Genomic DNA, 25,527 nt, shown 5'->3' with positions numbered 1-25,527 from the left:
CGCGGGAAACGGGCCCGAACGGGCCCTGAATACGGCCACGGAAAGCGCCCCGGGGCGGGGGCATCGGCGTATCATCCGGTTTTTCGTCAGCCCTATCCAGGCACCCCACCATGACCTCCGTCGACACTACCCCCGTCCTCGACCATGACAAGCTCGTTACCTTCGTCGAGCGCAAGTGGAACGATGAAATCCTCCACGCACTGACCGACTACATCGCGATCCCTGCGAAGAGCCCCGCCTTCGACCCCGACTGGGCGAAGCGCGGCTATCTCGAACGGGTCGTCACCGATGCCGCGCAGTGGGCCGAACGCCAGCCGGTGAAAGGCCTGAAGCTCGAGATCGTGCGCTTGCCCGGCCGCACGCCGGTGATCTTCTTCGAAACCCCCGCAACCCGCTCGGGCAGCACCGACACGATCCTGCTGTACGGCCACCTCGACAAGCAGCCCGAATTCGACGGCTGGCGCGCGGACCTCGGCCCGTGGACGCCGAAGTTCGAGAACGGCAAGCTGTACGGCCGCGGCGGCGCGGACGACGGCTACGCGATCTACGCGAGCCTCGCCGCGCTCGGCGCGCTCGACGAGCAGGGCGTCGAACGCCCGCGCTGCGTCGGCCTGATCGAGACCTGCGAGGAGTCGGGCAGCTACGACCTGCTGCCGTACGTCGATGCGCTGCGCGACCGGCTCGGCCAGGTGTCGCTCGTCGTGTGCCTCGATTCGGGCGCCGGCAACTACGACCAGATGTGGCTCACGACGTCGCTGCGCGGGCTGGTGTCCGGCGACCTGCAGGTCGAGGTGCTCGAGGAGGGTGTGCACTCGGGCGTGTTCGGCGGCATCGCGCCGTCGAGCTTCCGCGTGATGCGCCAGCTGTTCGAGCGCCTGGAAGACGCGAAGAACGGCAACCTGCTGCCGGGCGTGTTCCATTGCGAGATTCCCGACAGCCGCGTGCGCGAAGCCGACGCGGCCGCCGCGATCCTCGGCGACGCCGTATGGAAGGGGCTGCCGTGGGCATGCGGCGCGGACGGCAAGCCGGTGCTGCCGACCACCACCGATCCGCGCGAGGCGCTGCTGAATTCGACGTGGCGTCCGTCGCTGTCGGTGACGGGCGCGGCCGGCCTGCCGGCGCTCGCCGACGCGGGCAACGTGCTGCGTCCGCGCACCGCGTTCAAGCTGTCGCTGCGCCTGCCGCCGCTGGTCGATGCCGCTCAGGCCGTGCAGCAGCTGAAGGCACTGCTCGAACTCGATCCGCCGTACAACGCGAAGGTCACGTTCAAGCCGGATGCGGGCGCCGCGACCGGCTGGAGCGCGCCGGATCTCGCGCCTTGGCTCGCGTCGTCGCTCGACGCCGCGTCGCGCCGCCACTTCGGCGCGGACTGCGCGTACATGGGCCTCGGCGGCACGATCCCGCTGATGAACGTGCTGCAGGCCGGCTTCCCGTCCGCGCAGTTCATGGTGTGCGGCGTGCTCGGGCCGAAGTCGAATGCGCACGGCCCGAACGAGTTCCTGCACGTGCCGTACGCGAAGAAGCTGACCGCGGCGGTGGCGGACGTGATCGCGTCCGCGCGCTGAGCGTTCGCGTTGTCTGTCCCGACCCGACCGGATCCAACCCGACCTGACGGAGCCTTGCCGATGACCGCGCTGCCGACCCCCGATACCGACCCGCTGCGCATGCGCGCCGAACCGCTGCACGCGTTCGTCGCGGCACTCTGGGAGCGGGTCGGCAGCAGCGAGCGCGAGGCGCGGCTCGTCGCCGATCACCTGGTCGGCGCGAATCTGGCCGGGCACGATTCGCACGGGATCGGGACGATCCCGAACTACGTCGCGTCGTGGCGGGAAGGGCAGTTGCAGTTGAACGGGCACGCGTCGATCGTCCGCGACGGCGGCGCGGTACTCACTATCGACGGCGGGCGCGGCTTCGGCCAGGTGATCGCATTCGAGGCGATGGTCGAAGGGATCGAGCGCGCGCGGCGCATGGGCATCTGCGCGATCGGGCTGCGCGACGTCCATCACCTCGGCCGCATCGGGCACTGGGCCGAGCAGTGCGCGCGCGCGGGTCTCGTGTCGTTCCATTTCGTCAACGTACCGGGCGACTTGCTCGTCGCGCCGCTGCACGGCACCGATGCGCGCTTCGGCACCAATCCGTTCTGCGCCGCGTATCCGCGCGCGGGGCGGCCGCCGCTGCTGCTCGATTTCGCGACGAGCGCGATCGCGTACGGCAAGACGCGGGTCGCGTACAACCAGGGCAAGCGCGTGCCGGCGGGGTCGCTGATCGATCATCGCGGCCAGCCGACCGACGATCCGGCCGTCATGCACGAGCAGCCGTTCGGCGCGCTGCTGCCGTTCGGGCTGCACAAGGGGTATGCGCTGGCCGCGATGTGCGAGATCTTCGGCGGCGCGCTGGTCGGCGGGCATACGACCTACGGCGACACGCTGCAGAAGACGAGCGCGATCGTCAACGGGATGCTGTCGGTGCTGATCGATCCGGACGCGTTCGATGCGGCCGATGCGCAGCGCGAGGCCGATGCGTTCGTCGAATGGGCGAAGGCGTCGCCGCAGGCGGGCGATGCGCCGGTGCGGATGCCCGGCGAGCCGGAGGAGGCGAGCCGCGCCGCACGCGGCGTGGACGGCATTCCGGTCGATCGTGCGACGTGGCGGCAGATCCGCGAGAGCGCGGCGGCCGTCGGCTTCGACGACGCGGAACTCGACGTGTGGACACGGCGCTGCACGGAGCCCGCATGAGCTGGCAATCGGAGAAGGCGCACGGCGAGGAGATCGCGTACCGGCTCGCGCCGCTCGGCAAGGTAGAGGTCGCGCGGTTCTTCAGCGGCGCCGCGATGCGGCTCGACGGCGTGATGTTCGGCTTCATGTCGCGCGGGTCGCTGTTCCTGCGCGTCGACGACGTGAACCGTCCCGCGTTCGTTGCGGCGGGGATGGGGCCGTTTTCGTATGAGCGTCCTACGCGCACCGTTGCGCTCGAGGGGTATTACGAAACGCCGGCCGACGTGCTCGAGGATGCGGGCGCGCTGTTCGACTGGTGCCGCGGCGCGTATCGGGCGGCGTTGCTGGCGGGGGCGCCGAAGCGCAAGGCGAAGGCGGCGCCGAAGCCGCCTGCGGAGCCGAAGACGGCAGCGGCGTCGACGCCGGCGGCGAAACGGAGTGTGAAGTCGTCTGCGAAAGCGTCCGCGAAACCTTCCGCGAAAGCGGCGCCGAAACCCGTTTCGAAACCGGCCACGAAATCCGTGGTGAAGCGCAAGCAACCATAGCGTCGGCTGCCCATCGTCGCTGCGCCACGATTTACGTTGTCCTGAGTTTGCGACTCACGACTCACGACTCACGACTCACGAGGCGCGGGGAGATGCGCCTGATTCCTGCCAACTGCACGGGATATACGAAAGCATCAACCTTGCCGAACCGTGCGTGCGTCATGCTTCACAACGGCGGCTACGGCGTTTATGATCGGCGCGGATCGCGTCCGCGTCTGGCGCGACCCGCGCCGGCCGTGTCGCCGGCCTCGCGAACGGCGCATCGAAAGCCGCGCGAATGATTCCCCACTCATCGTTCCAGACGGAGACAACCGATGCTCGTCCTGATTCTCGGTTTAGCGATCTTCCTCGGTGTGCATTCGATTCGGATCGTCGCGGACGGCTGGCGATCCGCGACCATCGAGCGGATCGGCGAGAAACGCTGGAAGGGCCCCTATGCGATCGCGTCGATCGTCGGCTTCGTGCTGATCATCTGGGGTTACGGGATCGCGCGCCAGGGCGGGACGCTGCTGTGGGTGTCGCCCGTCGGCGTTCGCCATCTCACCGGCATGCTGACCGCGATCGCGTTCGTGCTGATCGCCGCGTCCTACGTGCCGCGCAACCGCGTCAAGACGCTCGTCGGCCATCCGATGGTGGCCGGCGTGATGGTATGGGCGATCGCGCACCTGCTCGCGAACGGCACGCTGCACGCGGTCGTGCTGTTCGGCGCATTCTTCGTGTGGTCGCTGGTCGATTTCGTCGTGTGGCGCGCGCGCGATCGCCGCAACGGCGTCCGCTATCCGGCCGGCAGCTTGTCGGGCGATGCAGTGGCGATCGTCACCGGACTCGTCGTATGGGCCGTCTTCGCCTGGTTCCTGCACGGCCCGCTGATCGGCGTGCGGCCGTTCGGTTGAACGCGCGCGCCTGCAAGCATTGACGAGCGCGGCGCGCAAGCCGCCCGCCGCGCCCGCGAATCCGCCCGCGGCATCGAGGCGGGCGCATTGCCCCCCCATCGCTCGACGCACCTGCCGATCGATGGCGAGTTCGTCGCGACCGACGGCATGCGTGCCGTCGGCGCGATCGGCGCTCGTGCGTCAGATCGGCTTGACGAACAGCCCCACGGTCAGCGCGGCGCCGATGCAGACGATCGCAATCCGCAGCACGCGCTCGTTCACGCGGTGCAGCGCCCACGCGCCGAGCAGGCCGCCGACGATCGCGCCGCCGCCGAGCGCGATCGCCGCCTGCCAGTGCAGGTGCGGCGAGGTCAGGAACAGCACGACCGCCGACGCGTTCATCACGCCCGCGAGCGCGTTCTTGGTCGACATCGCATGACGCGGCGACAGGCCGGCCATCGTCAGCGCGGCCATCATCAGGAAGCCGATGCCGCCGCCGAAGTAGCCGCCGTAGATCGCGATCAGGAACTGCGAGATCGCGGCCGTGACGGGGCCGACATGCTGCGTGCCGGCGCCGGTCTTGCGGAAGAAGCTGCCCCATGCGAACACGACCGTCGCGAACAGCACGAGCCACGGCACGAGGTGCGAGAAGATCGACGACGGGGTTTTCAGCAGCAGCAGGCCGCCGAGCGCGCCGCCGACCACGCTGATCGCGAACAGCGCGCGAAACGACAGCTTGCCCGCGCCGCGCACCATGTTCCGGCTGGCCCAGCCTGTCGTGACCTGGCCGGGAAACAGCGCGACCGTCGACGTGATGTTCGCCGCGAGCGGCGACATTCCCGACACGATCAGCGCGGGCAGCGTGACGAACGAGCCGCCGCCCGCGAGGGCGTTTTGCAGGCCGGCCCACAGGCCGGCGACGATGATGAGGGCGAGCATGGGTGCGGAAGCGGAGAAGTGGCGGGGCGCGCGGGTACGCGCGGCGGACGCCCGATGGTAATGCAGGATCGCGGCGGCGCAAAGCGGGCCGGCGCGCGGCGTTGCGGGGGCGCGGGGGGGCGCGGGCGATCGACGTGGGGCGTTGCGTCGGGCACGACGCGCTCGCACCGTTGAGCCGTCACGCCGTCACGCACCCGACCGGTGTCGCGTCACGCGTTCGGCTGCGTGTCGGCTGTTTCCGCTGGCGCATGGCCTTCGACGTCCGGATAGACGATCGTGCCGTCGTCCCGGATCACCGCGCCGGCAGTAAGACGCGCGGGCTCCACGCGGTTCTTGCCCATGATGTGCAGCACCGTTTCGCCGCGCGCGATCAGGTAGTCGGACACGATGCGCCGATGACAGCGCCACCACACGGCTTCCGAGCACATGATCGCGCTGCGCTGCCGGTGCCCTTGCGCGATCAGCTGGTCGAGGCCCGCTCGAAACTCGGGCGACAGCGCGTAATCGGCGTAGCGATGGAAACTGCGGTTCGTCCAGAAGTCGTTGACGTCGTCGGGCACGCCGAGCGACTTACCTCGCAGGCCGCCGAGTGCGGCGATGTGCTCGTAGGCGATGTCGGCCGCGGCCAGCGCGCCGGGAAGCGTTGCTTCGTTGAACTGCGGATTCATGCGCGAACGCGTCATCTTCCGGATATCGGCGAGCAGCGCGATGTCGGACGCGTCGAGCATCTCGATGAACGCGTCGAGCGTGCGGTTCGAATGGCCGATCGTGTAGAACGGGAGCGTCACGAATCGTCCTTGCCGGCAACGCGTTCGAGTACGTGCCCGCGGTGCGCGGCGATGTGGTCGGTGCGGTCGCTCCTGATCTCGTAGTGCGGATTGTCGGGCGATGCGTGTTCGCGATGACCCTTGTAGTCGAGATCCTGCGTGTGGATCGCGATGATCGTGCCGGTCACGTAACCGGCTTCGGAATTCCAGCGGACGTGGTCGCCCGGCTTGAATGGCGTCGTCATGCGGGGAGCCCCCTTGCATCGGTGCGGTGTCGTCGGTCGTTGCCGTACGCGTTATCGGCGCTCGCCGGGCATGGAAAAAGATGCAGGCGGCGGGAGCGTGCCGGACTGCGGGCGCAAGCGTCGTGCCGGCGCCCTGCGAGCCTTCATTTTCCCAACGACGACGATCCCATCCTCCCGCTTGCCTCCGTGAAATTGACGTGCTAATTTTTCATGAAATTAGCCGACTGAAATTTCACGGGAGCCCGCATGTTCGTGCAGTCCGACCGTCACGTCGCAAGCTACTACGCCGGCACCTACCCGGCGCCGATCCCGCGTCGTCCCGAACTGGACGAACGCATCGACGCCGACGTGCTGGTGGTCGGCGCGGGCTTCAGCGGGCTGCACACGGCGTTGCGCCTGGCGCTCGCGGGCAAGCGCGTGGTGGTGCTCGAAGCAAGCCGCGTCGCGTGGGCCGCATCGGGCCGCAACGGCGGACAGGCGCTGCTCGGCTGGTCGTGCGACATGCAGCCGCTCGAGGATTCGCTCGGCCGCGACGGCGCGCGCGTGCTGTGGGACAGCATGCGCTGGGCCGCGGCCGAAGTGCGCGAACTGCCTGCGCGGCACGGCTTCGACATCGACTATCGGCCCGGCAGCCTGTGGGCCGCGGTGCGGCCGCGTCGCGTTGCGCTGCTCGCACAGGCCCGCGACGAAGCCGCGCAGCGCTGGGGCTACGACCGGCTGCGCGTGATCGGGCAGGACGAGATGCCCGAATGGATCGGCAGCGCGCGCTATCTCGCCGCGCTCTACGATCCCGAGGCCGGCCATCTGAATCCGCTGAAGCTCGCGCTCGGTCTCGCGCAAACGATCGAACGGGCCGGCGGCCGCATCTTCGAGCAAAGCCGCGTGCTCGACTGTCGCGAGACGGCCGGCGGTCACGTCGCACGCACCGCGCACGGCGAAGTGCGCGCGGACGTGCTGGTGCTCGCGTGCAACGCGTACGTCGACCGGCTCGATCCCGAGCTGTCGCGCCGGTTGCTGCCGGTCGGCACCTACCAGGTCGCGACCGCGCCGCTTTCGGCGGACGTCGCCCGCTCGCTGCTGCCGCAGAACAGCTGTGTGATCGACAACCAGTTCGTGCCCGACTACTTCCGCCTGAGCCCCGACAACCGCCTGCTGTTCGGCGGCGGCTGCACGTATCTCGGCGGGATTCCGGCCGACATCGCGGCCGCGACGCGCCCGCATCTCGAACGCGTGTTCCCGCAACTGGCCGGCGTGCCGCTCGACTACGTGTGGGGCGGTCACATCGACATCAGCATGCGCCGCACGCCCGACATCGGCCGCCGCGGCCAGCGCTTCTGGCTGCAGGGCTTCTCGGGGCACGGCGTGCTGCCGACGCTCGCCGGCGCGCGTGCGGTCGCCGATGCCGTGCTCGGCGACGATCGCCTGCTCGCGCAGTACCAGCGCATCCGCAACCCGCGCTTTCCCGGCGGCGACCGCCTCGCCGCGCCGCTGGAAGCGATCGGCAAGGCCTGGTACCGTTTGCGCGATACCGTCTGACGTACCGGAACTCATCATGAACGAACAGGAAGAGATAGAAAGTCTGGCGATCCTGATCCGCGACCTGCGCAAGCATCGCAAGGTCACGCTCAACGATCTCGCGGAACGGATCGGCCGCTCGGTCGGCTTTCTGTCGCAGGTCGAACGCGGGCTGTCGCGCCCGACGGTCGCGGATCTCACCGCGATCGGCGAGGCGCTCGGCGTGCCGACGACGTATTTCTACAGCCTGAGCAAGCCGCGCAGCGTGCCGTGGGTCACGCGGCCCGACGAGCGGCGCACCGTGTATTACGCGGCCGGCATCACGGACATCCTCGTGTCGCCGAACATGCGCTCGCGCTTCTCGATCCTCGAGAGCCATCTCGCGCCCGGCGCGAGCAGCGGCGAGCGCTCCGTCGACGACAGCGACGAGCAGGGCGGCTTCGTGCTCGAAGGCGAGCTGACGATCTGGATCGACGGCGACGACACGCCCGTCACGCTCGGCCCGAACGACGCATTCCAGCTTCCCGCGCACAAGCGGTTTCGTTACGCGAACCTGGGCGACGCGCCGGCGCGCGTGATCTGGGTGTTCACCTGAGTTCGCCGGCGGGCGGTCCCACGGATCGTCGCGCCGTGCTGCTGGTTTGCAGTACTGATCGACATCGGGCATGTGGCGTGCCGCATGCCGATGAGTCCGGTTCGCCGCGCCGCGGCACCGTCATACAAGACATGGAAAGGATGAGACATGGCTGACGTCGTTCCCGTGCTGGTCGATGAAGTCCGCGCATTCCGGCAGGCGCATCCCGAGATCCGTTATGTCGACCTGATCTGTCTCGACCTGCCGGGCCATTTCTACGGCAAGCGTTATCCGATCGATGCGCTCGAGAAGGTCGCGTCGGGCTCGCTGCTGAAGCTGCCGCAGAACTGCGTGCTGCTCGGCACGCAAGGCGGCCTCTACAAGATCGGCGATTACTGCTTCAACGACGGCGACCCTGACGCGCCGCGCCGCCTGATTCCCGGCACGCTGAAGCCGGTGCGCTGGGAGCGGCAGCCGCTCGCGCAGATGCTGATCAGCTCCGACGGCACGGACGCGCCGATCGAGTTCGAGCCGCGCGAGGTGCTGGCGCGCGTGCTGCGGCGGTTCGCGGCGCGCGGCATCCGGCCGGTCGTCGCGTTCGAGCTCGAGTTCTACCTGTTCGCCGCGCAACTCGCGGACGGGCTGCCGCAGTATCCGCGCGACCGCTTGAGCGACGACCGCGACGACCAGCCGAACATGCACATCGAACGTCTGTCGCGGTTTTCCGATGTGCTGCACGAGATGGTCGAGGCCGCGCGCGAGCAGGGCGTCGACGCGACGGTGATCACGGCCGAGCTCGGGCCCGGCCAGTTCGAGATCAACTTCGGCCATACCGACGACGCGCTGCGCGCGGCCGACTGGTCGGCGCTGTTCTGCCGCAGCACGCGCGGCGTCGCGCTGCAGCACGGCTATCGTGCGAGCTTCATGGGCAAGCCGTACCTGCATGCGCCGGGCAGCGGGATGCACGTGCACGTGAGCCTGTATGACGACGCGGGCCGCAACCTGCTCGCGGCGGACGCGCAGCGACCGCTGCGGCATGCGGTGGCCGGCTGCCTCGCGCTGCTGCCGCACTGCATGCCGGTATTCGCGCCGAACCACAATGCGTTCCGCCGCTACGGCTCGATGGTGAATGCGGCGAGCCGTGCAAGCTGGGGCTTCGAGGATCGCGACGCGTGCATCCGGATTCCGGAATCGGATGCGCGCAATCTGCGCATCGAGCATCGGCTCGCGAGCGCGGACGCGAATCCGTACCTGGTGCTCGCGGCGATCCTGTCCGGGATGGAGCACGGGCTCGACGCACGGATCGAGCCGATCGCGCCGCTCAACGACGATCGCGGCAGCGGGATCGATTTCCCGAAGGAGATGCTGTCGGCCGTCGCGGCGATGCAGGATCACGCGGCCGTGCGCGACGGGCTCGGCAGTGAATTCGTGATGGTGTATTGCGAGAACAAGCGGCAGGAGGAGCTGGATTTTCGCAACGAGATCGGGGCGCGCGAGTATCGGTGGTTCCTGTGATGACATCACGCGTGACCCCGCCGCGGGCCACGCGCAATCGGCTTGCATCGTCGCTTGCGATCGAATCCGCTCAATACGTGGACAAGGCGTTCCAGTGCTCGCCGTCCTTCACTTCGACGGCTGCGGTTGCGACCGGCGTCATGACCAGCAATTCCGTCGGGCGCACCGACCACACGACGGCGATCAGCGTCGAGTCGTCGAGCGTCGTTCCGTTCAGGTACAGGCTCATGCTTTTGACGTCGGTTTTCAACACGCTCCAGTCGACCTTCTTCAGGCCGTCGATCGCGAGACGATAGAAGAAGTCGTAGTTGTCGTAGGCCGTCTGCGTGTCCGTGCCGGTGCTGAAGAACCAGCCATTCTCCTTGTTCTTGTACATGCACCAGCTTTGCGCCTGCTGCGCGAGCGTGCCGGTCGTGACGAGCTTCACGAGATTGCTTTTCGCGTCGTCGACGGTTTTCGCCTGCCACGGCGCGAAGCCGCCTGCCGCCTTGACGTCCGCCGGCGTGCGGCCGGGTTTGCCCGCGCGGGCGTTGTCTTCACCACGGTATGCGTATTGCATGATGTGCCTCCGGTTCGATATCGGTCGGTCGGGATGTGTCCGCGATGCGAATGGACACGAGCACGATATCGGCGGCGCACGCGGCGGGAAATGGACCGAAGGTGTGGCGGGGCGTCGGGGGGAGGACGGCACGGGACGATCGTTCGGGGTGCCACACAATGCCGGGTCGCGGACAAGCGCGGCATGAACGGGGACGAGCATGCGGACGAGATGGCAGGTCAAGGGCCGAATGACGGGAATGGCCGAACGCGGCCATCCCCGGTTCGTCCGTAGCGCGCCGGCGCAGCGCCGGCGGCATGGTTATTCGCCGAGCTTCGCCGTCACGCACCCCGTGCTCGCGCATTCGCGCTCGCGTTCGCGCAGGAACGACAGGCGCGATTGCGTCGCGTCGATCGCGCATTGCAGGTTCACGAGATAGCCGTCGTCGCGCGTTTCGCTGCAGCGGTCGTCGCGCCGCTTCATCCACGCGAGCTGGCCGGTCTTCAGCTTCGCCTGCTGGTCGCCGCTCAGTTGCTTGCGCACGCGGCCGTACTCGTCGTTCAGTTCGCGGTCGACCTGCGAGAACTCGTTGCTGCTGCAGTACACCTGGTCGAACGCGCTGCGCGGTTTGCCGCAGCCGGCCGCCTGCGCGGAGAACGGCACGGCAAGCGCGAGCAGCGCGCAGGAAACGAGCAGATTCTTCTTCATCATTGTGGTGCTCCTCACTGGGTGAAAATCGTTGAAACCGACCGGCGGCGCCTTTACCTGGCCGCCGTACATGCGTCGATCCCGCCCGCGATCGCGGTGGCGAGGCGCTGGATCGTCTCGCGCTGCGCGAGCCGTTTTTCCTCGTCGGGATTGACGATCACGCCCGCCTCGACCAGAACGGCCGGGATCGGCGCGGTACGCAGCACGACGAGATCGTCGAAGCGGTGGATGCCGAGTTGCGGATCGATCAGCGGGCGGTTCTCGCCCTTGATCGGCTGCGCGTGATACAGCGACGGCCGTTCGCCGGCCGCGACCAGGCGTTCGGCGATCGCGTTCGCGCAACGCAGGCTTTCCGCGTAGTGCGGATTGCGCTCGGACACGAACACGGCGAAACCGCGGAATTCGCGCTGCCGGCCCGCGTCGATGAACTGCTGCTGCATCGAATCGTGATGGATCGACACGAACAGATTTGCGTCCGACGCCTGCGTCGAGCGCTGGTCGAGCGCGATCTCGCGGCCGTCGGCCGACGTGCGCAGCACGCGATCGCCGTGCGTGGCGAGCGTCTGCGCGACGGCGGTGGACAGGTCGAGGTTGTACCGGTATTCGACGCGACCGCTTGCGCCGGTGGCACCCGGGTGGGCCGGCGTATGGCCGGTGTCGACGACGACGTAGCGGCCGGAGGCCGGCTGTGCGTCCGGACCCGCCGCATCGGCCGCATGCAGCGCGAGCGGCGCGCCAAACAGCGGGACGCATGCGAGCAGGCGCGCGGCGGCGCGCACGAACGGACGAAGGCGTCGAAGGGTTCGGTTTGTCATTGTTGTTGTCGAGGAGGGTATGCGGCGCGTCGTATGGCGCGCACCGTCGGCCTGCTCAATGCAGTCGGAATGTCGCGCGATTATAGCGGTTGCCGGCGGCGCCGCAATGACGGAATGCGCGGCGTCGCGCGCGGCGGAAACCGGCGCTCAGGCGAGCACGCGCCGGGCCGCGAGCATGCCCCAGTACGATGCTTCCTCGAACAGCGACAGCCCGGACAGGTCCGCATGCGCGAACACGACGGGGCCGTCGGCCTCGCGCAGCGCGAGCAGCCCCGGCCGGCTCAGGAAGCCGACATCGGGTGTCGCCATCGCGTGGCCGCGCACGGTGATCTCGAGCGCCGTCGCGTGCTTCCACAGTTCGCGTCCGTAGACGGCCTGGAGGTCGATCGCCGCCTGTTCGCGCAACGCATCGGGCTTTGCCTGGGCAAGCCAGCGGCGCGTGTCGTCCGGCGTTTGCGTACTCAACGCCTGATAGGCGGAGAACACGGAGCGGGTCGGCGGCGACATCCGGATCAGCTGGTGCGTCGACACGACATAGCCGAGCCCCGCGCCGTCGTAGACGACGTTGTCCCACGCGAGCGGCACGCCGGCTGCCTCGGCCGGCATCCCGTCGAGCAGGAAATTGGACACGAGCCACGGCGCGCGCGGCGGCAGGTCGCGTGTGGGATCGAAACCGTACGCGCGCAACTGCGGAAACACGCGAGCCGCGACGAACAGCGGCATGGCGCTGACGACGCGCCGCGCCTTCAGCGTGAACGTCGACAGCGTGCCGTCGTCACCGACACGCGCACACAGCACGTCGACGCCGCCCGCGCGCTCGGTCGCGCGAACGGCGAAGCCGCGCCGCGACCACGCGTTCGAGCCGGTGCGCGCGGTGATCGAGTCGCTCAGCTTCGTCACCATCGTATGCAGCCCGTCGGGCCAGGTCAGCACGGCGCCGTCGCTCGCATCGCTCGCGTGGCCGCCGCGCGACGAGAAATAGTGCAGGCCGGCCCACGCGGACACGTGCTCGTAGCCCGCACCGTAGTCGTCGCGGCAGCAGTAGTTCAGGTACCAGTGCAGCGCGGTCGCGGTGTAGCCCTCGTCGAGCAGCCACTGCCTGAACGAGCGCCGGTCGAGCGCGCGCCAGCGCGGGTCGCGCGACGATTCCGCGAGCGGGATGCAGAACACCTTGCGGCCGTCCGCGCCGCGCGCGGAGCGCAGGCTGTCGGTATAGGCGAAGAAGCGCGTTTGCTGCGCGAGCGCATCGGCGTCGAGGCCGGCCGTCGGCACGATGCCGTCCTGCCACTGGCCGCCGATGAACAGCCGTTCGTCGGGTGCGTGCGCGAGCGCGCGTTCGTCGTACGCGGGTTGCGCGGAGAACGGCGCCGCTTCGATCACGCCGAGATCGGCGAGCATGTCGCGCAGATGTGCGGATTCGAGCGACGGCAGCGGCAGGTAGTGCGCGCCCTTCGGATAGCCGAGTTCGCCGAAGCGGCCGCCGGCCGCATTGCCGCCGAATTCGGGACCGGCGAGCACGACGAAGCGTGTGTGTCCCGCGCGCGCGAGCTGCCACGCGCACGACAACCCGGCCGCGCCCGCGCCGAGGACCGCGACGTCGGTCTCGATCGTGCCGGACGGCGGCGGCAGCGCCGCGTGGTCGCGCAGCGCATGGCCTTCGCGCATGCCGGGGTAGCCGACGCGCGGCGTCGTCTCGATCCAGCCGGTGCGGCCGCACGCGGCGAGCGACGCCGCCGCGGACGCGACGAGGAACGTGCGGCGATCCATCAGCGCAGCACGTGCTTCCAGTCGTCGTCGAAGCGGCGCACGAGCGGCTGGTCGTTGAGTTCGTTCGGCGACATCGGCAGCGCCGGCATGTCGGCCGGGAAGTGGAACATCTCGGCGGCCGTCTGCGCGTCGAGCCAGCGCGTCGGCACCGAATAGCGTGTCGGCACGGTGAAGTCGCGACGCTTGCCGGCGATCACGAAGCCCCAGTCGCCGAACGACGGCACGTAGCAATGGTACGGCCAGGTGTTGAAGCCGGCTTCGCGCATCGTCGCGATGATCGTCCAGTACGCGTGCGGCGCGAAGTACGGCGACGTCGACTGGATCACCGCATAGCCGTTCTCGGACAGGTGGCGCGCGAGCAGCCGGAACACCGGCACCGAATACAGCCGGCCGAGCCCGAAGTTGGTCGGATCGGGGAAGTCGACGACGATCGCGTCGTACACGTCGGCATTCGATTCGAGCCAGCGCACCGCATCGTCGTTGATCACCTGCACGCGCGGGTCCTTCAGCGAACCCTGGTTCAGCTTCACGAGCGGCGCCGACGTCGAGAACAGCTTCGTCATCGCGGGGTCGAGATCGACGAGCGTGATCCGTTCGAGATTGCGGTGCTTGAGCAGTTCGCGCACCGCGAGGCCGTCGCCGCCGCCGAGCACGAGCACGCGCCTCGCCCACGGCAGCGCCTCGATCGTCGGATGGATCAGCGCCTCGTGATAGCGATGCTCGTCGCGCGACGAGAACTGCAGGTTGCCGTTCAGGTACAGCCGCATGTCGTCGTGCCACTGCGTGAGCACGATGCGCTGGTACGGCGTCGTTTCCGAATAGATCGTCTCGTCGCCGTACACGCCGTGCTCGGCCCAGTGCGTGATGCGATCCGACAGCGCGAAGCCGGCGACGAGCAGCCCGATCACGAGCGACGCGCGCATCAGCTTGCCGCGCACGTTGCGGATCTCGGCGCGGAACAGGTGCGTGGTCCACAGCGCGACGAACGCGTTCAGCAGCCCGAACAGGAAGCTCGTGCGCAACAGGCCGAGACGCGGCGCGAGCACGAGCGGGAAGATCAGCGACACGGCGAGCGAGCCGAGATAGTCGAAGGTCAGCACTTCGCTGACGGTATGGCGGAACGCCTGGCGGCGCTGCTGGAACGCGCGCATCACGAGCGGAATCTCCATCCCGATCAACAGGCCGAGCGCGAGCACGAGCGCGTAGAGCGCCGCGCGGAACGGCGCGGCCAGCCACGCGAACACCGCGAACAGCAGCGCTGCCGACACGCCGCCGAGCAGGCCGACGAGCAGCTCGATGTCGACGAAGCGGTCGAGCACGTCGTCGTCCTCGACGAACTTCGCGAGCCACGAGCCGATCCCCATCGCGAACAGGTAGCTGCCGATCACCGACGAGAACTGCAGGATCGAATCGCCGAGCAGGTAGCTCGACAGCGCGCTGCTGATCAGTTCGTAGCCGAGCCCGCACGACGCGAGCACGAGGATCGACAGGACGAGCGCGCGCTTATGCAGCATGGCGCGTCCGTTGTGCAGTGCTCGTCAATGTGGATATACTGGCGCGGATTTTCGTGGGGTGGCCCGCCATGGGCCAGCCTGCGACGGGGCGGCGAACCGAGCACAAAATCCGAGGAAAAGAATGAATAGTGCCTATCTTTATGCGGTTCATTTGCTGTCGGCGTTCGTGCTGCTTTTCGTGTTCGCGGCAGTGTACCTGAAGGTCACCCCGTTCGACGAACTGGCCCTGATCCGCGACGGCAACGCGGCCGCGACGCTGTCGTTCGGCGGCGCGCTGGTCGGCTTCTGCCTGACGCTCGCGTCCAGCATCGCGCACAACTCGACGCTCGGCGAAGTCGTGCTGTGGGCCGTCGGCGCGATGGCCGTGCAGCTCGTCACCTATGCGGTGCTGACCCGCCTGATTCCCGGCATGAACCATGCGATCGAGGATCGCAACGTCGCGATGGGTGGCCTGATGGGCACCGCATCGCTCGTCGTCGGCATCATCAATGCCGCCTGCCTGACCTGACACGCCACGCGTCCTGGGAGACCGACATGAGTCTGGGTTCGTTTATCCGCAAGCAGTTCATCGACGTCCTGCAATGGACGGAAGACACCGACGGCGTGCTGGCCTGGCGCTATCCGATGGAAGACCAGGAGATCCAGTACGGCGGCCAGCTGACCGTGCGCGAAACGCAGGTCGCGATCTTCGTCAACGAAGGCAAGGTCGCCGACGTGTTCCAGCCCGGGCTGTACAAGCTGGAAACGCGCACGCTGCCGGTGCTCACGTACCTGAAGAACTGGGACAAATGCTTTCAGTCGCCTTTCAAGTCGGATGTCTACTTCTTCAGCACGCGCCTGCAGCTCGGCCGGCGCTGGGGCACCGCGCAGCCGGTGACGATCCGCGATCGCGAATTCGGCTTCGTGCAGCTGCGCGCGTTCGGCATCTACTCGTACCGGATCGTCGATGCGGCCGCGTTCCACCGCGAGGTGAGCGGCACGCGCGCGCAGTACACGGTCGACGATCTCGAGCAGCAGCTGCGCAACCTGGTCGTCACCGCGATGAGCACGACGTTCGGTTCCGCCGACGTGCCGTTCGTCGACATGGCCGCGAACCAGACGCTGCTGTCGCAACGCGTCGCCGAGGCGCTGGTGCCGGTGTTCACGCGCTACGGCCTCGCGCTCGATGCATTCGCGGTCGAAAGCGTGTCGCTGCCGGCCGAGTTGCAAAAGGCGCTCGACCTGCGGATCGGCGCGGGGATGGCCGGCGATCTCGCCCGCGCGACGCAATACCAGACGGCGCAGGCGATTCCGCTGGCCGCGCAGAACCCGGGCGGCATCGCGGGTGTCGGCGCGGGGCTCGCGGCCGGCGCGGTGATCGGGCAGGCGATGGCCGGCCAGATCGCGGGCGCCGCGCAACCGGCGCCGGCCGCACCGCCCGCGCCCGTCGCGGCACCGGTTGCCGCCGCGCAGCCGGCCGCAGCGGCCGAAGGAACCGATTACGTGCAACGCCTCGAACAGCTGAAGGCGCTGCTCGACAAGGGCCTCGTCACCGAAGAAGACTATTCGCGCGCGAAGGCGGACATCCTCGCGAAGCTCACCCGGTAAGCGTCGCGCATGTTCAGTACTTCGTGCCCCCAGTGCGGCGCGCCGGTCGAGTTTCGCTCGGCGGCGGCGGTGATGGCCGTCTGCGCGTTCTGTCGCAGCACGCTGTTCAAGCGCGGTGCCGACGTCGAGCGCATCGGCGAGCTGGCCACGGTGCTCGACGACGCGTCGCCGATCCAGATCGGCACGGCCGGGCGCTACGGCAAGCGCACGTTCACGGTGCTCGGCCGCATCCAGATGACCTACGACGCCGGCATGTGGAGCGAGTGGTACGTCGTGTTCGACGACGGTGCATTCGGCTGGCTGTCGGATGCGTCGGGCCAGTATGCGGTCACGGTGCGCGAGCCCGACGATGCGTCGGGCGGCGCGTGGCCCGCGTTCGGCACGCTGGAGCCGGGCATGCGGATCGACCACGGCGGCCGCGCGTATCTCGTGTCCGACAGGCGTACCGCGCGCTGCACGGGCGGCGACGGCGAGTTGCCGTTCCGCATCGATGCGGGCTGGGAAGCGCGCGTCGTCGACCTGCGCACCGGCAACGCATTCGCGACCTACGACTATTCCGACGCCGAGGCGAACGGCGGGAGCCCGGCTGTCTACAGCGGCGAAGCGATGGCGTTCGACGCGCTCGCGTTCACGGGACTGCGCGATATCGACAACGATACGCGCGAGAAACGGGGCGCGCAGATGGTGCCGTTCGCGTGCCCGAGCTGCGGCGCGCCGCTGTCCTATACACCGAACCTGGCCGACTACGTCGTGTGCGGCAGCTGTCACGCGGGCGTGCAGTGCACGGCCGAGCAGCAGACCGTGTTCGCCGCGCAGCGCAAGCTCGATGCGGTGAAGGGCACGCTGGAACTCGGCGCGACCGGCACGTTCGACGGCGTGAAGTACACGGTGATCGGCATGATGCGTTGCCGCGTGCCGGACGACGACGAGACGTGGGACGAATACCTGCTGCTGAACCCGAAACGCGGCTTCCTGTGGCTCGTGCAGAGCGAAGGGCGCTGGGAACGCGTGCAGGTGCTCGATCACTGGCCGACGATCGGCGGCGAGTCCGACGTCACCGACGAAGGCAAGACCTATCGACTGCGCGAGACGTACGACTCGGAAGTCGTGTACGTGGTCGGCGCGTTCAACTGGCGCGTGCAGGTCGGCGACCGCACGTCGATCGCCGACTACGGCTGGCAGAAGGACAAGCTCACGCGCGAGCGCAGCGCCGCGGAAATCGTCTGGTCGCGTGCGCGGCCGTTGTCGGCCGGCGCACTGGCCGAACGCTTCGCGACGCCGGCGCTCGCGACGGCAGCGGTTGCGTCCGCAACGGGTTCCGCCGGGACGTCGACGGGCCTGTTCGGCGCGAAGCAGCCGCATAGCTTCGCACCGCTGCCGATCGTGTTCAGCGCGATGCTCGTGATCTTCAACCTGGGGTCGCTGTTCTCGTTCAGCGGCCGCTCCGTCTACGTGCTGATCGGCCTGCTCGTGCTGTGGCTGCCAGAATGGTTGTGGAAGGGCTTCGCGTCCGACGGGGGCAACTCGTAATGCGTTACATCCTCTACGGACTTTACGGGCTGATCGTCGTCACGCTGTTCAGCTGCGCGTCGCTCGGCGGCAGCGGTTCGGGCGGCAGCGGGTGGGGCAGTTCGTCGGCGCGCAGCGGCTATTCGTCGTACGGGTCGCACAAATGACGGCACGTGACGGTATCGCCGCGCCGCGAGCGACGCTCGGCTCGCACGTGCTGGCCGATCTCGCCGGCATCGACGCGATGCTGCTGCGCGATGCGGCGCGGCTCGAGACGATTCTCACCGACGCCGCGCAGCAGGCCGGCGCACGCGTGATCGGCGCGCATTTCCATCATTTCGGCGGTGAGCACGGGGTGACGGGTGTCGTGCTGCTCGCGGAGTCGCACATCACGATTCATACGTGGCCGGAGCACGGCTTCGCGGCCGTCGACGCGTTCATGTGCGGCGCCGCGCGCGCGGCCGAGGCGGTCGATGCGATCGCCGCCGCGCTCGGCACGCACGCGCAGGTCCGGCAGCAGGTGGCGCGCGGCGTCGCGTAAGCGGTCGGGTTGCAGGCGCCGGCGGCGCGCGCGCGATGACGCGCACGCACCGATGGCGCGAACCGCTTATGATCGGGCGGTACGACGTCCCCACGCAGAGGCCCCCATGCACATCGCCATCCTGACCTTCGACGGTTTCAACGAACTCGATTCGCTGATCGCGCTCGGCATTCTCAACCGGGTCAAGCAGCCGGGCTGGCGGGTGTCGATCGCGAGCCCGACCGCCCGCGTGCGCTCGATGAACGGCGTGACGATCGACGCGCAAGCGTCGCTGCAGGACGCCCGCGACGCAGATGCCGTGCTGGTGGGCAGCGGCGTGCGGACCCGCGATGTCGTCGCCGATGCCGCGTTGATGGCGCAATTGCAGTTCGACCCCGCGCGGCAGTTGCTCGGCGCGCAGTGCTCGGGCACGCTCGTGCTGGCGAAGCTGGGATGGCTCGGCGATGTCCCCGCGTGTACCGACCTGACCACGAAGCCGTGGGTGCAGGAAGCCGGCGTGGCCGTGCTCGACCAGCCGTTCGTGGCCAGCGGGAACGTGGCGACCGCCGGCGGGTGCCTGTCGTCGCAGTATCTGGCTGCTTGGTTCATCGCGCGTCTGGCCGGCGTCGAGGCCGCGCGCAGTGCGATTCACTATGTGGCGCCGGTGGGCGAGAAGGACGATTACGTGTCGCGCGCGATCGCGAAAATTTCGCCGTTCCTCTGATGCGCGCGGCGTCGCGCGTCAGTGCGGCAGCGCTTCGGCTTCGGCCCAACGCTTGAACGAGTCGAGACGCCGGCGCGTCTGCACGAGATAGAACGCGCCGATCAGCGGTTCGAGCAGCCAGCGCAGCCATGCCGGCTGCGCACGGAAGTGATACGTGAACTTCACTTCGGTCGTGCCCGGTGTGCGCTCGGTGAAATTCCAGCTGCCGCTGAAGCGTTCGAGCACCTTCGGCCCGTCGACCATTTCGACGGCCGCGACCTGCGGCGGACGGTACGAGATGTAGCGCGACACCATCGTCGCGCCCGACTGGCTGCGGCAGAACGCATCGACGCCGACGTCGGCCGTCATCCCGTCGGGCAGGTACGCGTCGGCAAGGAAGCTGTCCCACACGAGCCGCCGCGCGTAGTCCTGCGACCACGTGAAGAGGCGTCTGCGATCGACGCCGACGATCCGGCTGACTGAGATCCTCATGATGGGTAGCAAGCGCAACGGTGTAATCAGGATGAAATCGAGTGTAACCCGCCAAAGCCGAGCAATTCTTCAGACTTCGTCAAGTCGAGCGCGCGCTCGATTGACCTTCTCCGGGAATTCCCCTACGATCGATTCCATGCCTTCGGGACAGACCCGAAGCGTTTCAATCTCTTGAGGGAGCCTCATGAGTACGCAACAGAACCGGCGCTTCGACGCGCTCGTTTTCATTGGTCGTTTCCAGCCTCCGCATCGTGGTCATCTGAACGTGCTGAAGTCCGCACTGAGCCGGGCCGAGCGCGTATGCGTGCTGATCGGATCGACCGACAAGCCCCGCACCATCAAGGATCCATTCTCGTTCGACGAGCGCTGCCAGATGCTGGCTTCGCTGCTCGAGCCGTCCGAGCGCGAGCGCGTGACGGTCGCGCCCGTGCAGGATTCGACGTACAACGACGGCGACTGGGTGCGCTGGGTGCAGGATGCCGTGGCCGCCTCGCTCGGCGAGGTCGCGCAGCGCAGGGTCGGGCTGATCGGCCACGAGAAGGACGCCACGTCGTATTACCTGCGGATGTTCCCGCAATGGGAGCTCGTCGACGTCGATGCGACCGAAGACATCTCCGCCACCGAAATCCGCGACCAGTATTTCGCCGAACGCACCAACAGCTTCGTGCAATGGGCCGTGCCGGAACCCGTGTTCGGCTGGCTCGAACGTTTTCGCACGCAGCCGGCATTCGCACAGCTGAAGGCCGAGGCCGAATTTATCGCCGGGTATCGCAAGGCGTGGTCGGCCGCGCCGTATCCGGTCACGTTCGTGACGGTCGACGCGGTGGTCGTGCACTCGGGCCATATCCTGCTCGTGCGCCGGCGCAGCGAACCGGGCCGCGGCCTGTGGGCGCTGCCGGGCGGGTTCGTGAACCAGGACGAACGGCTCGACGCGGCCTGCATCCGTGAACTGCGCGAGGAGACCGGCCTGAAGCTGCCGGAGCCCGTGCTGCGCGGCTCGATCAAGGATCGCCAGGTATTCGATCATCCGACCCGTTCGCTGCGCGGCCGCACGATCACGCACGCATGCCTGTTCAACTTCCCGACCGGCGAGTTGCCGCGCGTGAAGGGCAGCGACGACGCCGACAAGGCGCGCTGGGTGCCGCTCAACGAATTCGCGCAGATGCGCAACGTGATGTTCGAGGATCACTTCGAGATCGCGTATCACTTCCTGGGGAAGCTGTGACACGCTGATTCCCCGGATTCCGGTCCGCCGCGACAGACGCGGCGGCACGTCAACGGCCTAGAGGAGCTCTAGCCATGCAAAACGATCCCGGCGGCTTTGCCGCGGTTCTCGCCAATCCGATCCTCAACACGGATTCGTACAAGGCTTCCCACTTTCTGCAATACCCGCCCGACGCGCAGGCGATGTTCTCGTACGTCGAGTCGCGCGGCGGCCGCTATGACCGCACGCTGTTCTTCGGCCTGCAGATGCTGCTGAAGGACTATCTGTGCCGGCCGGTCACGCACGCGATGATCGACGACGCGCGCGATTTCTTCGCGGTGCACGGCGAACCGTTCAACGAGGACGGCTGGCGTCATGTCGTCGAGCACTACGACGGCTACCTGCCCGTGAGGATCCGGGCAGTGCCCGAAGGTTCGATCGTGCCCGTGCGCAACGTGCTGATGACCGTCGAATGCGACGACCCGAAGGTGTTCTGGCTCGCGTCGTATCTGGAGACGATGCTGCTGCGCGTGTGGTACCCGGTGACGGTCGCGACGCGCAGCTGGCACCTGCGGCAGACGATCCGCCGCTTTATCGAGAAGACCGACGACGATCTCGCGCAGCTGCCGTTCAAGCTGCACGACTTCGGCGCGCGCGGCGTATCGAGCGCGGAATCGGCCGCGATCGGCGGCGCGGCGCACCTCGTGAGCTTCATGGGTTCGGACACGGTGCTCGGCGTGCTCGCCGCGAACCGCTTCTATCGCGAGCCGATGGCCGCGTATTCGGTGCCCGCGGCTGAGCACAGCACGATCACGTCGTGGGGGCGTGAGCACGAAGCCGATGCATACCGGAACATGATCACTCGCTTCGGTTTGCCGGGCGCGATCGTGTCGGTCGTGTCGGACTCCTATGATCTGTTCGCCGCGCTCGAGATGTGGGGCGGTCCGCTGCGCCAGGCGGTGATCGACTCGGGCGCGACGCTCGTCGTGCGTCCCGATTCGGGCGACCCGGTGAAGATCGTGCTGCAGACCGTGCGCGCGCTCGACGCTTCGTTCGGCTCGACCGTGAACGGCAAGGGGCGCCGCGTGCTGAACCGCGTGCGCGTGATCCAGGGCGACGGCGTCGACGAGCTGTCGATCGACGCGATCCTTTCCGCACTCGACGACGCGGGCTACGCGGCCGGCAACGTCGTGTTCGGGATGGGCGGCGCGCTGCTGCAGCAGGTGAATCGCGACACGCAGCGCTTCGCGATGAAGTGCTCGGCGATCCGGCGCGGCGACGTATGGCACGACGTGAGCAAGGATCCGGTTACCGATCCGGGCAAGCGCTCGAAGCAGGGCCGGCTGACGTTGCTGCGCAGTCGGCGCACGGGTGAATACCGGACGGTGACGCTGCCGGTCGCGTGGGACGATCGCGCGCTGGAAGGCGAGTGGGATGACGCGCTCGAAACGGTGTTCGATACCGGGCGGATGCTGGTCGATACGACATTCGCCGAGGTGCGGGCGAGGGCGCACGCGGGGGAGGCGTGATCGGGCGACCGGGGCGGCGGCGTGGCAACGTCAGCCGCCGCCCCGGTCGCGCTCAGGCGACGCGGGCGACGAGGGCGTGCAGCACGGCGTCCGCGTCGATTTCTCCTCGAACGACATCCGCGCGCGCCGACTCGAAGTCGATCCAGCCCTCGTTGAAGCCGTCGAGCATGCGCATGCGCGGCTCGGGGTGGCGCATCCGCTGCGCATCGAACAGCGCCGCCCACGTGCTGCGCGGCACGGCTTCGGCGCGCACCGGGTGCCCGAACACGCGGGTGAACGCGTTCGCGAGGTCGTTCGGGCTGACCCGCCGGGGCCCTTCGAGTTCGACGATGCGTGCGCCGGTCCATTCGTCCTGTAGCAGCGCGGCCGCCGTCCGGCCGACATCTTCGGTTGCGACCATCGGCACCGGCTTGTCGAGCGGCTGGAGAAAGCTGTAGATGACGCCGGCGTCGCGTGCGGTTGCTACGTCCCACGCGGCATTTTCGAGGAACCACGCGGGGCGCAGGAACGTGACGGGTATCGGCAAGTCGTCGAACGCCTTTTCGATCATCGTCAGTTGCGTCAGCAGATTCACCTGCGTCGCCTGCGCGCCGATCGTCGACAGACAGACGACCTTGCGTGGCCGAGCGGCGCGCAATGCCGCACCGACGGCATCGATGACGGCGCGCGTTTCGGGGAATCCCGGCGCCGGATCGAAGCATGGCGGCAGCAGGACGAAGACGCCATCCGTGTTCGAGAAGGCCGTCGTCAGCGCGGCGGTGTCGGTCATCTCGGCAAGTGCAACATCGCAGCCGCGCGCGACCCACGGCGCAGCGCGATCCGCGGTGCGCGCGACGGCGCGCACGGGCCGGCCGGCCGCGAGCAGCGTTCGGGCGAGCGCGCCGCCGACCTGTCCGGTGATACCGGTAATGGCATACATGGTTTGAAATCCTCATCGAGAAGGGAGAGCAGGCGCGCCGAAAGATGCGGGCGCCGGAACTGCATGCCGCGTTCGGGCTTGCCGTCGCGATGCATCGGGTTGCATGATAGGAGGCGACGATTCCTGATGGAATCGAATCCATGTCATTTGATTGGTGATTGTTTGTCATGAATGAAATCCTGGGGATCGACGGGCGGATTCTGGCGAACGTGGGCGTGCTGGCCGCGATCGTCGAAAGCGGCAGCTTCGCGCGCGCGGCTGACGCACTCGGCTTGTCGCCGTCCGGCGTCAGCCGGGCCGTGGGCCGGCTCGAGGCGCGCGTCGGCGTGCGGCTGCTCGATCGCACGACGCGCTCGGTCACGCTGACGGACGAAGGGCGCCGCTTGTACGAAGAGATCGGTCCGCTGCTCGCCGGCATCGGCGATGCGGTGACGCTGGCCGCCGGCTCGGCCGCCGCCGTGCGCGGCAGATTGCGCGTGAACGTCGACGCGTATTTCTCGCGGCGGGTGCTGGCGCCGCACCTTCCGGCGTTGCTTGCACGCCATCCCGATCTGTCGCTGGAACTGGCCGCGCGCGAGCAGCTCGGCGATCTGGTAGCCGACGGATTCGACGTTGCGGTGCGGTTCGGCGAGCCGCCGTCGTCGTCGCTGGTCGCGCGCAAATTGCTGGAGACGCGCGCGGTGACGGTCGCCGCGCCCGCCTACGTGAAACGGCACGGGCGTCCTGCGGCGCCGGCCGATCTCGCGGGCCATGCGTGCATCCAGATGCGCAACACGCTGACCGGCCAGCCGCTCGAATGGACCTATCAGCTTGGCCGCAAGCGCGTGCCGGTCAGGACGACGGGCAGGCTGCTCGTCAACGACGCCGGCACGATGCTCGGTGCATGTCTGGCCGGTGTGGGCATCGCACGCTTCAAGGCGAGCGGGGTAGCGGGCTTGATCGAGCAGGGGCGGCTCGTCGAGCTGCTCGCGGATTGGCGCGGCGAGGCATTTCCGCTGTTTGCCTACTATCCGTCGCGTCACCTGCCGCCCGCGAAGGTGCGGGCATTCGTCGATTTCGTCGCGGAAATCGTGGCGACCGGCAAGTAGCGCGCTCGCCCGCCGTCAACGTTCGCCGGCGAGCGCGCGCCCGTTCGTGTCCGGTTGCGCGATCGCGTGCTCCGACATCCGCGCCGCCTCCATCGCCCGCCCGAGCGCATCGAACACCGCCGGCCCCTTGCAGCGCGACACGTTGAAGCGCATGAACGACGTTGCGCCGTTCGACGCACTGAACACGTTGCCCGGCGCGAGCACCACATCGTGGTCGAGCGCATGGCGCGCGACGCGCGCGGCATCGAGCCCGTCGGGCAGCTCGGCCCACACGAACAACCCGCCGCGCGGTTCCGTCCAGATCCCGAGCCCGGCGCGTGCGAGCCGCCGGATCGTTTCGCCCATCGCATCGGCCAACCGCATACGCAGGCCGTCGAGATGGCGCCGGTAGGTGCCGTCGACCAGCAGCCGGTGCACGACGTTCGCGCCGATCTGCGCATTGCCGAACGACGTCGCGAGCTTCAGGTCGACGAGCGCGTCGATCCATTCGGGGCGCGCGGCGATGTAGCCGCAGCGGATCGCGGCCGACAGCGTCTTCGAGAAGCTGCCGATCGACACGACGCGCGAGAGCCCGTCAAATGCCGCGAGGCGCGGCGCGGGCGTGCTTTCGAAATCCGCGAAGATGTCGTCCTCGACGATCAGCAGGCCGTGCTCGGCCGCGAGCGTGAGCAACCGGTGCGCGACCGGCGGCGCGAGCGTCGCGCCGGTCGGGTTGTGCAGCGCCGCGTTCGTGATGTACAGGCGCGGCCGGTGTTCGGCGAGCACTTGCTCGAAGCGCGCGAGATCCGGGCCGTTCGGCGTGTACGGCACGCTGACGATCCGTGCGCGATGCGCGCGCAGCAGCGCCTGGAAGTTGAAGTAGCACGGATCGTCGAGCACGACGGTGTCGCCCGGCTCCAGCAGCAGCCGGTCGATCGACGACAGCGTCGAATCGGTCGACAGGCGCGC

General features: G+C 68.4%; 27 protein-coding genes. 16 read left to right on the top strand and 11 right to left on the bottom strand.

Annotated features, from left to right (window positions below):
* Positions 1–110: 110 nt before the first annotated feature.
* The 4 genes from U4Z31_RS21175 to U4Z31_RS21160 all read left to right on the top strand — a co-directional run bounded on the left by U4Z31_RS21175 (position 111) and on the right by U4Z31_RS21160 (position 4,152).
* Complete coding sequence (locus tag U4Z31_RS21175; protein WP_044847921.1) at positions 111–1,565, top strand: M20 family metallopeptidase; 1,455 nt, start codon at positions 111–113, stop codon at positions 1,563–1,565.
* Positions 1,566–1,625: 60 nt separating this feature from the next.
* Positions 1,626–2,735, top strand: a complete 1,110-nt coding sequence (locus U4Z31_RS21170) for a malate/lactate/ureidoglycolate dehydrogenase (RefSeq protein WP_321811310.1) — start codon at positions 1,626–1,628, stop codon at positions 2,733–2,735.
* The gene (locus U4Z31_RS21165; RefSeq protein WP_321811309.1) at positions 2,732–3,259 is read left to right on the top strand and encodes a TfoX/Sxy family protein; all 528 of its coding nucleotides are present in this window, start codon (positions 2,732–2,734) and stop codon (positions 3,257–3,259) included. Before U4Z31_RS21170 ends, U4Z31_RS21165 begins: the two co-directional genes overlap by 4 nt.
* A 314-nt stretch (positions 3,260–3,573) precedes the next feature.
* The gene (locus U4Z31_RS21160) at positions 3,574–4,152 is read left to right on the top strand and encodes an NnrU family protein (RefSeq protein ID WP_321811308.1); all 579 of its coding nucleotides are present in this window, start codon (positions 3,574–3,576) and stop codon (positions 4,150–4,152) included.
* Between the two features lie 180 nt (positions 4,153–4,332).
* Here the strand turns inward: U4Z31_RS21160 and U4Z31_RS21155 are convergent, their stop codons facing one another.
* The 3 genes from U4Z31_RS21155 to U4Z31_RS21145 form a co-directional block, all read right to left on the bottom strand.
* Complete coding sequence (locus U4Z31_RS21155) at positions 4,333–5,070, bottom strand: sulfite exporter TauE/SafE family protein (protein WP_124485404.1); 738 nt, start codon at positions 5,068–5,070, stop codon at positions 4,333–4,335.
* A 209-nt stretch (positions 5,071–5,279) separates the two neighbouring features.
* A complete protein-coding gene (locus U4Z31_RS21150) occupies positions 5,280–5,858 on the bottom strand; it encodes a DUF488 family protein (RefSeq protein ID WP_044847926.1) in 579 nt (192 codons plus the stop codon).
* Positions 5,855–6,082: a DUF2945 domain-containing protein gene (locus tag U4Z31_RS21145; RefSeq protein ID WP_321798814.1), complete on the bottom strand. Its 228-nt coding sequence runs from the start codon at positions 6,080–6,082 to the stop codon at positions 5,855–5,857. The genes U4Z31_RS21150 and U4Z31_RS21145 overlap by 4 nt, the downstream gene beginning before the upstream one ends.
* Before the next feature lie 246 nt (positions 6,083–6,328).
* Here U4Z31_RS21145 and U4Z31_RS21140 point away from each other — a divergent pair, with 246 nt between their 5' ends.
* From U4Z31_RS21140 to U4Z31_RS21130, 3 genes are all read left to right on the top strand, one after another.
* Positions 6,329–7,618 carry an FAD-binding oxidoreductase gene (locus U4Z31_RS21140; RefSeq protein ID WP_321811307.1) on the top strand — a complete coding sequence of 430 codons (1,290 nt, stop codon included), beginning with the start codon at positions 6,329–6,331 and terminating at the stop codon, positions 7,616–7,618.
* Between the two features lie 16 nt (positions 7,619–7,634).
* The gene (locus U4Z31_RS21135) at positions 7,635–8,192 is read left to right on the top strand and encodes a helix-turn-helix domain-containing protein (protein WP_044847929.1); all 558 of its coding nucleotides are present in this window, start codon (positions 7,635–7,637) and stop codon (positions 8,190–8,192) included.
* A 147-nt stretch (positions 8,193–8,339) separates the two neighbouring features.
* Positions 8,340–9,686: a glutamine synthetase family protein gene (locus U4Z31_RS21130; protein ID WP_044847930.1), complete on the top strand. Its 1,347-nt coding sequence runs from the start codon at positions 8,340–8,342 to the stop codon at positions 9,684–9,686.
* A 70-nt stretch (positions 9,687–9,756) separates the two neighbouring features.
* Here U4Z31_RS21130 and U4Z31_RS21125 read toward each other — a convergent pair whose 3' ends face one another.
* From U4Z31_RS21125 to U4Z31_RS21105, 5 genes are all read right to left on the bottom strand, one after another.
* On the bottom strand, positions 9,757–10,245 hold the full coding sequence (locus U4Z31_RS21125) for a hypothetical protein (protein ID WP_321811306.1): 489 nt from the start codon (positions 10,243–10,245) through the stop codon (positions 9,757–9,759).
* A 300-nt stretch (positions 10,246–10,545) separates the two neighbouring features.
* Positions 10,546–10,935: a lysozyme inhibitor LprI family protein gene (locus U4Z31_RS21120; protein ID WP_321811305.1), complete on the bottom strand. Its 390-nt coding sequence runs from the start codon at positions 10,933–10,935 to the stop codon at positions 10,546–10,548.
* 50 nt (positions 10,936–10,985) lie between these two features.
* Positions 10,986–11,747, bottom strand: a complete 762-nt coding sequence (locus tag U4Z31_RS21115; RefSeq protein WP_321811304.1) for an N-acetylmuramoyl-L-alanine amidase — start codon at positions 11,745–11,747, stop codon at positions 10,986–10,988.
* A gap of 147 nt (positions 11,748–11,894) precedes the next feature.
* Entirely contained in the window at positions 11,895–13,514 is a 1,620-nt protein-coding gene (locus U4Z31_RS21110) for an FAD-dependent oxidoreductase (protein ID WP_321811303.1), read from the bottom strand.
* Entirely contained in the window at positions 13,514–15,028 is a 1,515-nt protein-coding gene (locus tag U4Z31_RS21105) for a polyamine aminopropyltransferase (protein WP_321811302.1), read from the bottom strand. Before U4Z31_RS21105 ends, U4Z31_RS21110 begins: the two co-directional genes overlap by 1 nt.
* 121 nt (positions 15,029–15,149) lie before the next feature.
* Here U4Z31_RS21105 and U4Z31_RS21100 point away from each other — a divergent pair, with 121 nt between their 5' ends.
* The 6 genes from U4Z31_RS21100 to U4Z31_RS21075 all read left to right on the top strand — a co-directional run bounded on the left by U4Z31_RS21100 (position 15,150) and on the right by U4Z31_RS21075 (position 19,368).
* A complete protein-coding gene (locus U4Z31_RS21100) occupies positions 15,150–15,536 on the top strand; it encodes a DUF350 domain-containing protein (protein ID WP_014898735.1) in 387 nt (128 codons plus the stop codon).
* Positions 15,537–15,562: 26 nt separating this feature from the next.
* On the top strand, positions 15,563–16,615 hold the full coding sequence (locus tag U4Z31_RS21095) for an SPFH domain-containing protein (protein ID WP_321811301.1): 1,053 nt from the start codon (positions 15,563–15,565) through the stop codon (positions 16,613–16,615).
* 9 nt (positions 16,616–16,624) lie between these two features.
* Positions 16,625–18,145: a DUF4178 domain-containing protein gene (locus tag U4Z31_RS21090; protein ID WP_321811300.1), complete on the top strand. Its 1,521-nt coding sequence runs from the start codon at positions 16,625–16,627 to the stop codon at positions 18,143–18,145.
* On the top strand, positions 18,145–18,291 hold the full coding sequence (locus U4Z31_RS21085; protein WP_170296473.1) for a hypothetical protein: 147 nt from the start codon (positions 18,145–18,147) through the stop codon (positions 18,289–18,291). Before U4Z31_RS21090 ends, U4Z31_RS21085 begins: the two co-directional genes overlap by 1 nt.
* Complete coding sequence (speD, locus tag U4Z31_RS21080; protein ID WP_321807053.1) at positions 18,288–18,665, top strand: adenosylmethionine decarboxylase; 378 nt, start codon at positions 18,288–18,290, stop codon at positions 18,663–18,665. The genes U4Z31_RS21085 and speD overlap by 4 nt, the downstream gene beginning before the upstream one ends.
* 106 nt (positions 18,666–18,771) lie before the next feature.
* On the top strand, positions 18,772–19,368 hold the full coding sequence (locus tag U4Z31_RS21075; RefSeq protein ID WP_321811299.1) for a DJ-1/PfpI family protein: 597 nt from the start codon (positions 18,772–18,774) through the stop codon (positions 19,366–19,368).
* 18 nt (positions 19,369–19,386) lie between these two features.
* Here the strand turns inward: U4Z31_RS21075 and U4Z31_RS21070 are convergent, their stop codons facing one another.
* Positions 19,387–19,839: a type II toxin-antitoxin system RatA family toxin gene (locus U4Z31_RS21070; RefSeq protein WP_057929413.1), complete on the bottom strand. Its 453-nt coding sequence runs from the start codon at positions 19,837–19,839 to the stop codon at positions 19,387–19,389.
* 184 nt (positions 19,840–20,023) lie between these two features.
* Between U4Z31_RS21070 and U4Z31_RS21065 the strand changes: the two genes are divergently transcribed.
* A complete protein-coding gene (locus U4Z31_RS21065) occupies positions 20,024–21,064 on the top strand; it encodes a bifunctional nicotinamide-nucleotide adenylyltransferase/Nudix hydroxylase (protein ID WP_321811298.1) in 1,041 nt (346 codons plus the stop codon).
* 74 nt (positions 21,065–21,138) lie between these two features.
* The gene (locus U4Z31_RS21060) at positions 21,139–22,572 is read left to right on the top strand and encodes a nicotinate phosphoribosyltransferase (RefSeq protein ID WP_321811297.1); all 1,434 of its coding nucleotides are present in this window, start codon (positions 21,139–21,141) and stop codon (positions 22,570–22,572) included.
* Between the two features lie 52 nt (positions 22,573–22,624).
* Here U4Z31_RS21060 and U4Z31_RS21055 read toward each other — a convergent pair whose 3' ends face one another.
* Positions 22,625–23,491, bottom strand: coding sequence for an NmrA family NAD(P)-binding protein (locus U4Z31_RS21055; RefSeq protein ID WP_321811296.1), 867 nt, complete (start codon positions 23,489–23,491; stop codon positions 22,625–22,627).
* Between the two features lie 179 nt (positions 23,492–23,670).
* Here U4Z31_RS21055 and U4Z31_RS21050 point away from each other — a divergent pair, with 179 nt between their 5' ends.
* Positions 23,671–24,579, top strand: a complete 909-nt coding sequence (locus U4Z31_RS21050; protein WP_124920944.1) for a LysR family transcriptional regulator — start codon at positions 23,671–23,673, stop codon at positions 24,577–24,579.
* 15 nt (positions 24,580–24,594) lie between these two features.
* Here U4Z31_RS21050 and U4Z31_RS21045 read toward each other — a convergent pair.
* Positions 24,595–25,527 (bottom strand): PLP-dependent aminotransferase family protein (locus U4Z31_RS21045; protein ID WP_321811295.1); only part of this gene is annotated, 933 nt, incomplete at its 5' end.

This window comes from Burkholderia sp. BCC1985, assembly GCF_905339915.1.
Classification (GTDB): domain Bacteria; phylum Pseudomonadota; class Gammaproteobacteria; order Burkholderiales; family Burkholderiaceae; genus Burkholderia.
This window is presented reverse-complemented; position numbering and strand designations above follow the sequence as displayed.

Bases quoted from the DNA above. Each gene is read 5' to 3' on its own strand.
- U4Z31_RS21075 (WP_321811299.1), top strand. From the start codon at position 18,772: ATGCACATCGCCATCCTGACCTTCGACGGTTTCAACGAACTCGATTCG.
- U4Z31_RS21095 (WP_321811301.1), top strand. From the start codon at position 15,563: ATGAGTCTGGGTTCGTTTATCCGCAAGCAGTTCATCGACGTCCTGCAA.
- U4Z31_RS21175 (WP_044847921.1), top strand. From the start codon at position 111: ATGACCTCCGTCGACACTACCCCCGTCCTCGACCATGACAAGCTCGTT.
- U4Z31_RS21115 (WP_321811304.1), bottom strand. From the start codon at position 11,747: ATGACAAACCGAACCCTTCGACGCCTTCGTCCGTTCGTGCGCGCCGCC.
- U4Z31_RS21135 (WP_044847929.1), top strand. From the start codon at position 7,635: ATGAACGAACAGGAAGAGATAGAAAGTCTGGCGATCCTGATCCGCGAC.
- U4Z31_RS21120 (WP_321811305.1), bottom strand. From the start codon at position 10,935: ATGATGAAGAAGAATCTGCTCGTTTCCTGCGCGCTGCTCGCGCTTGCC.
- speD (WP_321807053.1), top strand. From the start codon at position 18,288: ATGACGGCACGTGACGGTATCGCCGCGCCGCGAGCGACGCTCGGCTCG.
- U4Z31_RS21085 (WP_170296473.1), top strand. From the start codon at position 18,145: ATGCGTTACATCCTCTACGGACTTTACGGGCTGATCGTCGTCACGCTG.
- U4Z31_RS21100 (WP_014898735.1), top strand. From the start codon at position 15,150: ATGAATAGTGCCTATCTTTATGCGGTTCATTTGCTGTCGGCGTTCGTG.
- U4Z31_RS21165 (WP_321811309.1), top strand. From the start codon at position 2,732: ATGAGCTGGCAATCGGAGAAGGCGCACGGCGAGGAGATCGCGTACCGG.
- U4Z31_RS21065 (WP_321811298.1), top strand. From the start codon at position 20,024: ATGAGTACGCAACAGAACCGGCGCTTCGACGCGCTCGTTTTCATTGGT.
- U4Z31_RS21105 (WP_321811302.1), bottom strand. From the start codon at position 15,028: ATGCTGCATAAGCGCGCGCTCGTCCTGTCGATCCTCGTGCTCGCGTCG.
- U4Z31_RS21060 (WP_321811297.1), top strand. From the start codon at position 21,139: ATGCAAAACGATCCCGGCGGCTTTGCCGCGGTTCTCGCCAATCCGATC.
- U4Z31_RS21110 (WP_321811303.1), bottom strand. From the start codon at position 13,514: ATGGATCGCCGCACGTTCCTCGTCGCGTCCGCGGCGGCGTCGCTCGCC.
- U4Z31_RS21140 (WP_321811307.1), top strand. From the start codon at position 6,329: ATGTTCGTGCAGTCCGACCGTCACGTCGCAAGCTACTACGCCGGCACC.
- U4Z31_RS21090 (WP_321811300.1), top strand. From the start codon at position 16,625: ATGTTCAGTACTTCGTGCCCCCAGTGCGGCGCGCCGGTCGAGTTTCGC.
- U4Z31_RS21125 (WP_321811306.1), bottom strand. From the start codon at position 10,245: ATGCAATACGCATACCGTGGTGAAGACAACGCCCGCGCGGGCAAACCC.
- U4Z31_RS21155 (WP_124485404.1), bottom strand. From the start codon at position 5,070: ATGCTCGCCCTCATCATCGTCGCCGGCCTGTGGGCCGGCCTGCAAAAC.
- U4Z31_RS21130 (WP_044847930.1), top strand. From the start codon at position 8,340: ATGGCTGACGTCGTTCCCGTGCTGGTCGATGAAGTCCGCGCATTCCGG.
- U4Z31_RS21170 (WP_321811310.1), top strand. From the start codon at position 1,626: ATGACCGCGCTGCCGACCCCCGATACCGACCCGCTGCGCATGCGCGCC.
- U4Z31_RS21070 (WP_057929413.1), bottom strand. From the start codon at position 19,839: ATGAGGATCTCAGTCAGCCGGATCGTCGGCGTCGATCGCAGACGCCTC.
- U4Z31_RS21160 (WP_321811308.1), top strand. From the start codon at position 3,574: ATGCTCGTCCTGATTCTCGGTTTAGCGATCTTCCTCGGTGTGCATTCG.
- U4Z31_RS21055 (WP_321811296.1), bottom strand. From the start codon at position 23,491: ATGTATGCCATTACCGGTATCACCGGACAGGTCGGCGGCGCGCTCGCC.
- U4Z31_RS21145 (WP_321798814.1), bottom strand. From the start codon at position 6,082: ATGACGACGCCATTCAAGCCGGGCGACCACGTCCGCTGGAATTCCGAA.